This is a genomic window from Kitasatospora aureofaciens (assembly GCF_001188955.3).
Taxonomy (GTDB): domain Bacteria; phylum Actinomycetota; class Actinomycetes; order Streptomycetales; family Streptomycetaceae; genus Kitasatospora; species Kitasatospora aureofaciens.
In genome coordinates this window covers 218,046-228,236 of record NZ_JPRF03000013.1, presented here as the reverse complement: position 1 = coordinate 228,236, position 10,191 = coordinate 218,046, and the positions used below count along the sequence as shown (strand labels likewise).

Annotated in this window: 8 protein-coding genes; 5 read left to right on the top strand and 3 right to left on the bottom strand. The window is 71.6% G+C overall.

Going from position 1 to position 10,191, the window contains the following annotated elements; translation table 11 throughout:
- The 4 genes from HS99_RS07040 to HS99_RS07025 all read left to right on the top strand — a co-directional run.
- The coding region (locus HS99_RS07040; RefSeq protein WP_063737791.1) for a DUF8829 domain-containing protein at positions 1-1,002 on the top strand (1,002 nt) is incomplete at its 5' end.
- A 189-nt stretch (positions 1,003-1,191) separates the two neighbouring features.
- Positions 1,192-1,830, top strand: coding sequence for a hypothetical protein (locus HS99_RS07035; RefSeq protein ID WP_063737792.1), 639 nt, complete (start codon positions 1,192-1,194; stop codon positions 1,828-1,830).
- Positions 1,831-2,138: 308 nt separating this feature from the next.
- The gene (locus HS99_RS07030) at positions 2,139-2,936 is read left to right on the top strand and encodes an SGNH/GDSL hydrolase family protein (RefSeq protein ID WP_030283042.1); all 798 of its coding nucleotides are present in this window, start codon (positions 2,139-2,141) and stop codon (positions 2,934-2,936) included.
- Positions 2,937-3,106: 170 nt separating this feature from the next.
- Positions 3,107-3,904 (top strand): SGNH/GDSL hydrolase family protein, encoded by a 798-nt coding sequence (locus HS99_RS07025; RefSeq protein WP_030552214.1) that lies wholly within the window; start codon positions 3,107-3,109, stop codon positions 3,902-3,904.
- Positions 3,905-3,989: 85 nt separating this feature from the next.
- Here HS99_RS07025 and HS99_RS07020 read toward each other — a convergent pair whose 3' ends face one another.
- On the bottom strand, positions 3,990-4,877 hold the full coding sequence (locus tag HS99_RS07020; RefSeq protein ID WP_030552212.1) for a nitroreductase/quinone reductase family protein: 888 nt from the start codon (positions 4,875-4,877) through the stop codon (positions 3,990-3,992).
- Between the two features lie 756 nt (positions 4,878-5,633).
- Between HS99_RS07020 and HS99_RS44675 the strand changes: the two genes are divergently transcribed.
- Positions 5,634-6,473, top strand: a complete 840-nt coding sequence (locus HS99_RS44675) for a hypothetical protein (RefSeq protein ID WP_157846578.1) — start codon at positions 5,634-5,636, stop codon at positions 6,471-6,473.
- A 99-nt stretch (positions 6,474-6,572) separates the two neighbouring features.
- On the opposite strand, the gene HS99_RS07000 is transcribed toward HS99_RS44675, so the two are convergent.
- On the bottom strand, positions 6,573-7,703 hold the full coding sequence (locus HS99_RS07000; RefSeq protein ID WP_063737793.1) for a polysaccharide deacetylase family protein: 1,131 nt from the start codon (positions 7,701-7,703) through the stop codon (positions 6,573-6,575).
- Positions 7,704-7,965: 262 nt separating this feature from the next.
- Positions 7,966-9,792, bottom strand: a complete 1,827-nt coding sequence (locus HS99_RS06995; RefSeq protein ID WP_030283028.1) for an AMP-dependent synthetase/ligase — start codon at positions 9,790-9,792, stop codon at positions 7,966-7,968.
- Positions 9,793-10,191 lie beyond the last annotated feature (399 nt).

The window sequence follows — 10,191 nt, the reverse complement described above, 5'->3', positions numbered from 1 at the left end:
GCCGCCGGTGGCGGGACCCGGATGAAGTCGAACAAGCTGCCCAAGGTGCTGCACGAGGTGTGCGGGCGCTCGCTGGTGGGTCACGCGGTGTCGGCGGCCGGGGCCGACTTCGCCGGGCTGGCGAAGTACGGGCTGTTCGGTGCGCTCGGGCACCAGGAGTACCTGCTGCGGGCGCAGCAGCAGCTGACGGGCCTGTACGAGCAGGGGCTGGAGGTTCACCTGCGCGTGCTGGAGGCGGGTGACTTCGAGGACTACTGCTCGGCGCTCGGGCTCGATCCCCGGGCCCCGGCCGCGCGGGTCGCGTACGCGGGGGATCCGGAGCTGGCCGGCGAGCCATTCGTCTACGCGGGGGAGCCGCTGGTGGACCTCCTGCCGGTGCTGCTGGACGACCACCGGGCGCGGGTGCGGATGTCCGTGGCCTGCGCGGCGCTGCTGGGCGCGGTGGGTGACGACCCGACGGGGCAGCGGCGGATGGCGGCCGTGATGAGGTACGTGACCTCGGTCTACCTGGCGCTGGCCGAGGGTGCGGGGGAGGGCTGCCACCTGCTGACGCTGCGCTGCCACGGTCCGGAGGACGGCGAGGAACTCACCTCGGCTGTGGACGTCTGCGTGGAGCGGGGGCACCTGCACCCCGCCGGGCGGGATGCGGAGGCGTTCTGCGTCACGCTCGCGGCCGGGGTGGCCTCGGGCGGTGAGGGGGCGCTGCTCCTGCACGGCGATCCGTCCGCGGGGAACGGGGACGGGCCGCCGGACAGGTCGCCCGACGGGCCCTCGGGCGGGCCGCCGGGCGGACCGGGGCCCGGGCCGCGGGTGCGGGGCTGGGCGCTGGCCGGTGGGCGGCTGCGGCCGATGACCGCCCACGAGGTGTTCGACGAACTGGCCGACGACGCGGCGCGCGGGCTGCCCTTCCCGCCCGGTGTGGTCCCGCAGCCGGGGTTCCGGCTGCCGGACTTCCCGGGGGCGGGGGCCGAAGCCGGGGGCGGGGGTGGGCCGCTGGGGTGATCAGGGTGTTCGCGGCCGCCGCATCCGCCATGCGGTGCTGGGGACTGTTCATCGACCGCCTGTTCGGGGAAGATCGGAGAAGATCAACAGCAGGAGCGCGCGGTACCCCACGCCGCCGCTCCGGCCGCTCTGCTCGAACCGTGCTCCGCAGGTCCGGCGAGCCCGACAGCGAGAGGGGGGACGCGCGGCATGGGCCGGATCGAGTTCACGGCGGAGATCGCCGAGCTGCTCGGGAAGGTGCGTCGGCGTCCCACGGCGGGCTGGCCGTGGCGGCCGGGCGAGCAGGTGCCGGACGGGCTGCCGACGAAGCAGTCCTGGGGGTGGCTGTTCGCCCCGGACGGGCGGGTGCTGACCCTGGTGAACCCGAGGGACGGGATCTGCTCGCTGCCCGGCGGCTCGCTGGAGCCGGAGGACGCCGCTGACCCGGCGGCCGCGCTGGCCCGGGAGGCGAGCGAGGAGGCCCAGGCCGTGATCGGCCGGCCGTACTACCTCGGCTACCTCTACGACCGGGTCGGTTCGGCGAACGGCGGGCACGAGTGCGCGCGGGTCCGGATGGCGGCGGCGCTGCGGGCGGTCGGGCCGAGCGAGGCCGACCCGGCCTCGGGTCGGCACTACCGGCGGCTGCTGGTCGCGCCGGGGCTCGCGGTCGAGTTGCTGGGCTGGGGGGCGCCCGGGCTGCGCCAGGCCCGGGCGGCGGTCGCCGCAGCCGTCCATTGGCTCGGCGTGCCCGCCGCCGCGAACGAGACGATCGAGGAGCTGCCGGTCGAGGGCTGCACGGTCTTCCCCGGCCCGGTCTACCCGGGTGGCGGACGCTCCCCGGGGCGCTGAGTCGCGCCCCCGGTAACACCGTTCGGGCCCCGGCGCGCGTGCCGTTGCGCGCCGCGAACTGACGCACCGGCGGCCGTACGCTGACCGCCGGCTGACCGCGAGCCGACTTCTCGAAAGTTTTTCGTCTACACGCGATGACCGACGCGCGTCGACATACACCAGCACCCACCTGCGTGAACTCACGTTCTGTCGGGAGCAGTTCACTTCTCCGCTATCAGACTGTCCGTCAACGTCCTTGGCGTGAACGCTTCCGCGTTCGGCTACCGCCTGGTATCCCTTCTGTGACCCGCGTCATACCAGGAGGTGCAATGCTCCGCCCTGCTCGTGTCCTGTCCGTCGCCGCGATAGCGGCCGGCCTCACCATGACGACGCTCTTCACCGCGTCCGCCGCCAATGCGGCCGGCGTCAACTACGTCGCCCTCGGGGACTCCTATTCGGCCGGCGTCGGTGCCGACGGCTACCTGGGCGACAGCGGTAGCTGCAAACGCAGCACCAACGCCTACGCCTATCTGTGGAAGAACGCGCACAAGCCGTCCTCCTTCGCCTTCGTGGCCTGTTCGGGCGCGAGAACCGGGGACGTCCTCAACAGTCAGATCTCCGCGCTGAAGAGTTCCACCACGCTGGTCAGCCTGTCGGTCGGCGGCAACGACGCGGGCTTCGCCGACACCATGAAGACCTGCGTCCTGGGGTCCGACAGCGACTGCCTCAACGCCGTCAGCACGGCGAAGAGTTACGCGGTCAACACCCTGCCGGGCCAGTTGGACCGGGTGTATTCCGCGATCAAGTCCAAGTCGCCGAACGCCCACGTCGTGGTGATGGGCTACCCGCACCTGTACAAGGTCGGCGGCGACTGCCTCTTCGGCATCGGTGACACCAAGCGCGCCGCCATCAACGCCGCCGCCGACGCCCTCGACGGCGTGATCGCCAAGCGGGTCGCCAACGCGGGCTTCACCTTCGGTGACGTGCGCAGCGCCTTCACCGACCACGAGATCTGCGGCTCGCTGAGTACCTGGCTGCACAGCACCACCCTGCCCATCGACGAGAGCTACCACCCCACCTCTGCCGGCCAGGCCAGCGGCTACCTCCCGGTCTTCAGTCGCTCCTGAGCGCGTCGGTCAGGACGTCCGCCCGGTCGCCCGCGTGGCGGCGCCCTTGTGCCGGGGCAGTTCACTTCTCCCCGCGCCCACGGTCCGCCGACAACCTTGGCATGAACACTCTCGCTTTCGTCCACCGCTCGGCATTCCTTCCGTGTCCCACGCCATTACCTGGAGGTGCGATGTTCCGCCCAGCTCGTGCTCTCTCCGTCGCCGCGACAGCGGCCGTCCTCGCCATGACGACGCTCTTCACGGCGTCGTCCGCCAACGCGGCCGGCGTCAACTACGTGGCGCTCGGGGACTCCTACTCGGCCGGCGTCGGTGCCGGCAACTACCTGAGTGACAGCGGTAGTTGCAAGCGCAGCACCAACGCCTACGCCTACCTGTGGTCGAACGCGAACTCCCCGTCCTCCTTCTCCTTCGTCGCCTGTTCGGGCGCCAGAACCGGTGACGTCCTCAACAGCCAGATCTCCGCGCTGAAGAGTTCCACCACGCTGGTCAGTCTCACGATCGGCGGCAACGACGCCGGGTTCTCCAGCACCATGCAGACCTGCGTGCTCGGTTCCGACAGCGACTGCCTCAACGCCGTCAACACGGCCGAGAACTACGCGGTCAACACCCTGCCGGGCCAGCTGGACCAGGTGTACTCCGCGATCAAGTCGAAGTCGCCGAACGCCCACGTCGTGGTGATGGGCTACCCGCACCTCTACCAGATCGGCGGCTACTGCCTCTTCGGCATCGGCGACACCAAGCGCGCCGCCATCAACGAGGCCGCCGACACGCTGGACAGCGTCATCTCCAAGGAGGTCGCCAACGCCGGCTTCACCTTCGCCGACGTGCGCGACACCTTCGCCGGGCACGAGATCTGCGGCGGGCTGGACACCTGGCTGCACAGCACCACCTGGCCGATCGACGAGAGCTACCACCCGAACTCGTCCGGCCAGGCCGACGGCTACCTCCCGGTCTTCAGCCAGTCCTGAGACCGGGCCCGTCCCGCCCTGGTTCCGCCGTCCCGTCGGGACCGTGACGTGACAGCCGGTGCCGCCGGATCAGGGCACCGCAGGATCAGAGCGCGGTCGGCCCCGGCCGCACCGGCGGGAAGGGGATCCCGGCGAGCGCCGGCAACAGCTCCGCCTCCTCGTGGTCGAGGTGCGTTTCCAACTCCGCTGACATCCGGTCCAGTTCGGACCGCAGCCGGTCCGGCTCGGAGATCCCGATCTCGGCGAGCAGTGCCACCAGCTCATCCTTGATCCGCCCGATGGCCCGGTGCTGCTCGCCGAGTTGCTCCAGCACTCCGGCGAGCTCGGGGTGGCTGCGCGCGAGGGCCGGGAAGATCGCGGAGTCCTCCCCGGTGTGGTGGTGGGTCAACCCGGCGCAGAACGCCAGGCAGTGCTGGCGCAGTTGGAGTCCGAGCCCGGCCGGGCGGCCGGGGGAGTGCGACTGCGCCTCGGCCCGGACGTGGCGCAGCTGGGCCCGCAGCCAGGTGTGCGCCTCCAGCAGCTTGTCGGCCAAACTGCGCGCCTCGCTCGGCAGACCTGGCGGCGCCTCGGGCCGTTCCAGCACGACCACCGGCAACTCCCGTTCGGTGTGCGCCTGGTAGTCGCCGTACCCGGGCGCCGTACGGACCACGGTCTCGAACAGCCGCTTGCGGCGGTCACCTTCGGCGGGCACGGCGATCGCGTCGAAGGTCTCGGTGCCGAGTTCGACCCGCACCACCGGATGGGCCAGCAGGTTGCGGTACCACTGCGGGTGCTCCGGCGCCCCGGCCGCCGAGGCGACGACCAGGAGCAGGCCCTCGGACCGGACGAACCCCAGCGGCACGGTGTGCGGCCGACCGGAGCGAGCCCCGGTGGTGGTCAGCAACAGCAGGTCGCCGCCCTCGAACGGTCCGCCGACCCGGCCGCCGTTCGCGCGGAACTCCTCGATGATGTTCAGATTGAAGGACATAGGCATGCGTGTGTGGTGAAGTCTCCTGGGAACTCGAGGATCAGCGGCCACACGCGGCGCGCGCAAACAACTCGGCGGACACCGCAGTGGCCGCCTGGGTCAGATCAGGGCAGCGGAGAAAGTACTCATCGCGCATCGTCCCCTTGCACATCAGGTGCTGGCTCGGCTGTCGGCCGGCCCACTGCTCAGTGGCCGACGCCGCGCTGCACGCCCCCATTAGAGCCATGCCACGGACGCCCTGTCAACGCACAAGATCACCGGCGGACGGATGGCGGCGAAGAGATGGCGGAAGACAGGCTCTCCTGCTTGATGTGTGGGTCAGGCCGTTGTGGGTTGGCGCCCCGGGAGGGCGGGGCGGGGGGCGAGGGTGAGCACGACCAGGGCGATGACGGCGTCTGCGGAGTGGAAGCCGAAGCCTCGGCGGATGATCAGTCGGGTCGTGGTGCACCCACCCGGGCGATCGCCCTCACCCCGATCGCCGTCCTGGTTCCGATCCGGCGGAGGCGCTGGGCTGTCGAGCGCTCGTCCGGGACGGATCGCGGTGCGCTGACCTCCACTCAGGACCGCGCGTCGCCCCCCGAGGGGTCGTGATCCACCAGGCCTCAGATCTTTGATCGGTATGCGATGCGTGCCGCAATTCCACCTGGCTGGCCCCATGGCGTCACACCTTGGGCATGTCCGAAATGCCAGCCACAAGAGCTCTCATTACGTTCATCGCAGATCGGACGCCTGGTCGGCGTCCTCGCGACAGAGAGAAGTGACATGTTCACGCGCGCACTAACTTTGACCGCTGCCGGAATAGGCACGACGGTCCTTGCGGCCACCGGCATCACGTACGCCTCGTCTTCCGGAACCACCCCAGCGCCGCCGCCCGTCCAGCCGGCAGCCCAGCCTGCGGCCCCGCCAGCCCAACCAGCCGCCCCGGCCGCGGCCGCCCCTGGCGGCGGCAACGCGGGCGGAGAGAAGGCGGTCGCCTCTGGCGGCAGCAACGCAGGCGGAGAGAAGGCGGTCGCCTCTGGCGGCAGCAACGCAGGCGGAGAGAAGAACGAAAACCGCGGCCACGAGGGCGGCGAGGGCGGTGGACACGGCGAGGGCGGTGGACGCGGCCACGAGGGCGGTGGACGCGGCGAGGGCGGTGGACGCGGCGAGGGCGGTGGACGCGGCCACGAGGGCGGCGAACACGGTGAGGGCGGCGACCGCGGCGAGGGCGGTGGACGCGGCCACGAGGGCGGCGAACACGGTGAGGGCGAACACGGCGGACGCGGCCACGAGGGCGGCGAGCGCGGCCACCGCCACAAGGAGGGGAGGATCTTCTTCAACGAACGAACGTTCTCCGCCCACACCGAGGGCTGCATCACCACGGCCAGCGGCCTGGGTGCTACCAGTTTCAACGTTTTCAACGACAGCTGGAAGACCATCGAGGTCTTCCGCGGCTTCAACTGCGACCACGGTGGTCCGGTCGCCGTCGTGGGCCCCCACAGCTCCACCAACGGCGTGGCGGCCCGCCACTTCGACGAGGACGAGTCCGATTTCGGTGGCGCCTTCGATTGCGATGGCGTCGTGGGCAGCTTCCGGGTGATCGGCCACCGCGGCGAGTGGTGACAGCACCGTCCGGAGCACGGGGGCGATCCCGGCCCGCCGGAAGCCGGCGTGAAGAGATGACAGATGACGGCCCGCCAGCCTTGCCAGCCCGGGTGCCCGTCAGTGCAGGTAGTCCACCAGCCCGGCCGGCTTGAGTCCCGCGGCCTCGGCGGCCGCGAGGGCGCGGGGCAGGTCGGCGGCGAGGGCGTCGGTCCAGTGCATCAGGACCACGTCACCGGGCTGGAGCAGCCCCGGGTGCCAGATGTTGGAGGCGCCCCAGCTGAAGTCCGCGTCCGCGGTCAGCACCGTGCGGATGCCGCAGTTGGCGGCGGCCTGCAGGGTGTCGGTGTTCCAGGTGAAGAACGGCGGGCGGAACACCACGGGTGCGGTGCCGAACAGGCGGGTCATCGTGTCGCGCGCGTCGCAGATCTCGACCTGCTGCTGCTCCAGCGGGAGCTTGCTGAGGTCGGAGTGCGAGACGCTGTGGTCCTGGACGGAGGAGCCGGGCACGGCGGTGACCCGCTTGAAGAAGTCCGGGTCGGTGCCGGCCGGCATGGGCAGTGGGAAGGCGGTGATCGGCAGGTGGTGGTCGGCGATGAACCGTTCCGCCTCGGGGGTGCGCTGCCAGCCGTCGTCCACGGTGAAGAAGACGACCTTGTCGGTCGTCGGGATGGAGCCCGCCGCGACCGCGGGTGCGGGTGCCGGGCCGTCCACCCGTACGTCGTCCACCGAGAACGGGCCCTGCTGGTACCAGCCGTGCACGTACAGCCGGATGCTACGGGCGTTCGGGCCGGTGGTGAAGCGGGTGGTCAGTTGCTGCCACCCGCCGGACGTGGTCGCGGTCCAGGCGGGGGCGACGTCGTGACCGGTGCCGGTGGCGCCCAGGTGGACGAAGTTGCCGCGCACCCAGGCGGAGGCGGTGTAAGTGGTGTCGGGCTGGACGTCGACGGTCTGCGCGCACTCGCCGGTGGAGTCGGCGTTCGCCGGGGTGACGGTCAGCGCCGAGGTGCCGGAGTGGGCGGCCGTGGTGGTGACGGCCGCCTCGGCCGGACCGCCCGTGCAGTTCCAGCCGGGGACGCTGCCCCAGTCGGCGAGGTTGGGGGAGGGCAGCTCGAACCCGGGGTTGGTGGCGAGGTTGACGGTCGGGGCGCCCGAACCGGCCGCAGCTCCCGGGTCGGCGGCGGCCGCCGGGACGGCGAGGGCGGTGAGCAGCGCGACGGAAGCGGCCAGCGCACACAGGCGCGTGGACATCGACACGTGAGGACTCCAGCGGGTGGGGGGCACGCCCGTGGGGAGGGCGTGAACGGGAATCTGGGCCGTGGAACCGGGGCGCTCCCGGAGGGGCGGGAGCGGGTGGTGTCGGTGCGCCGCACGCGGACCGAAGAGCAACAATGGACTGGACCAATCGACCCGTCAAGGGAACGGCAGGTGAACCGGGCGATGAACGACTGAGCGCCGGAAGCAATAAGACGTGACGTCAGAAAATGGGCGCCGCAAGCCGATCCAGGATCGATCAGGAGAGGTAGAGCTCCTCGATGTCCGTCGAGTAGTGCTCCGCGATCGCCGCTCGCCGAAGCTTGAGCGAGGGAGTCAGCAGCCCCTGCTCCAGGCTGAACTCCCTTGGCAGCAGCCGGAAGGCGCGGATCGACTCGGCCCGCGAGACGGCGGTGTTCGCCGCCGCCACCGCGCGCTGGATCTCGACGTGCAACTGTTCGTCCGCGAGCACCGCCCAGGCGTCCAGCTGCTCCCGTCCGTGGCTCTTCAGCCAGTGCGCCAGCGCGGCCGGGTCGAGCGTGATCAGCGCCGCCACGTACGGGCGGTCGTCGCCCACCACCAGGCACTGGGAGACCAGCGGATGTGCCTCGACCCGTTCCTCGAGTGCCGCCGGGGCGAGGTTCTTCCCGCTGCTGGTGACGATCAGGTCCTTCTTGCGGCCGGTGATGGTGAGGTAGCCGTCCTCGTCCAGCCGGCCCAGGTCGCCCGTCCCGAACCAGCCCTCGACCAGTGATTCGGCCGTGCACTGCGGGTGGTTGAGGTAGCCGTCGAAGACCGAGCCGCCGCGCACCCACACCTCGCCGTCGTCGGCGATCGCCACCGAGGCGCCCGGCACCGGCTGCCCGACTGTGCCCAGCTTCTGCCGTCCGGCCGGGTTCGCGGTGATCGCCGCGGTGGTCTCGGTGAGGCCGTAGCCCTCGTACAGCTGGAGCCCGGCGCCGGTGAAGAACAGTCCCAGCTCCCGCCGCAGCCCGGAACCCCCGCACATCACCGTGCGCACCCGGCCGCCGAGCACGGCGCGCAGCCTGGGGTAGACGGTCCGCTCGTAGGCGAGGTGGCGCAGCCGTAGCGCCGCACCCGGGCCGGGGCCCCGGCCGAAGGTCTTCTGCTCCCGGGCGGCGGCCCAGTCGACGGCCACCTGCCGGGCCTGCTCGAAGAGTTCGCCGCGCCCGGCCTCCTCGGCGGCGCGTCTGGCCCGCTGGAAGATCTTCTCGAAGACGTACGGGACGGCGTGCAGGAAGCTCGGCCGGAAGCTCTCCAGTGCGGGAAGCAGGGCGTCAGTGGAGACCTCGGGGATGTGGCCGATCCGGAAGCCGCCGCGGACGGCCGCGATCTGGACGGCCCGCCCGTAGACGTGCGCCAGCGGCAGGAACAGCAGGGTGGCGGGCTGGCCGCCGCCGGTGTCGCGGAGCACCTCGCCCCAGCCGGCCAGCAGCGAGTCGGCCTCGGCGGCAAGGTTGCCGTGGGTGATCAGGCAGCCCTTGGGGCGTCCGGTGGTGCCGGAGGTGTAGACCACGGTGGCGATGTTGGGGGCCGCGACGCCGAGTCGCTGGCGGTGTACCAGCGCGTCGGGGACGTCCCGGCCGTCCTCGGTGATCGCGGTGACGCAGTCGCGGTCGAGCTGCCAGATCCCGGTCAGGTCGGGCAGCGCGTCGCAGACCGCGCCGACGGTCATCGCGGCGTCCTCGTCCTCGACCAGGCAGGCCACCGCCTGGGTTTCGGCGAGGATCCAGCGCACCTGCTCGGGCGCGGCGGTGGGGTAGACCGGGACGGTGATCGCGCCGATCGACCAGAGTGCGTAGTCGAACAGGGTCCATTCGTAGCGGGTGCGGGACATCAGCGCGACCCGGTCGCCGTAGCGCACGCCGTGGGTCAGCAGGCCCTTGGCGAGGGCGATGACCTCGTCCCGGAACTCCCGCGCGGTGACGTCCTGCCAGCCTCCGTCGCCGGTCCGTCGGGACAGTTGGACCAGGTCGGGGGTGCGTTCGGCGGTGTCGTACAGGGAGTCGGCGAGTCCTCCGGTGGCCTCGGGGCCGGCCGGGGCGGGGGTGGTGAACTCGCGCACGGTCCTCCCCAGTTCGCGTCTCGCGGCGCTGTCTGCCGGTCCCGGCGCACGGGTGCCGGGACGGCGGCGCCCGGTCGTGCGGGTGGAGCGAAACTATCGGATCGGCCTGTCACTGCCCAGGGTTGTGACGGTGGCGCGACGAGATCGGCACCGGTCCGCGGGAACGGTGTCGTAACTGCGGAGGAATCGGGGAGACTCTCCAGCGGCGTCGCGGCCCGGCGGTGGACGGTGAGCCGGCGGTGCGGCGAAGGTGCGCCCGTGATGCGCCGGTCGTGCGCCCGTGGCGCGGGCGGGACCGCGATCGGTGTCTGACGTGTTCGGGGCAAGGTGGGAAGCGGAATGGTTCGACCCTCGAACGTGTGGTCAGGGCGTAGTAGAGTCTCGCAGACCTGTGGCCGG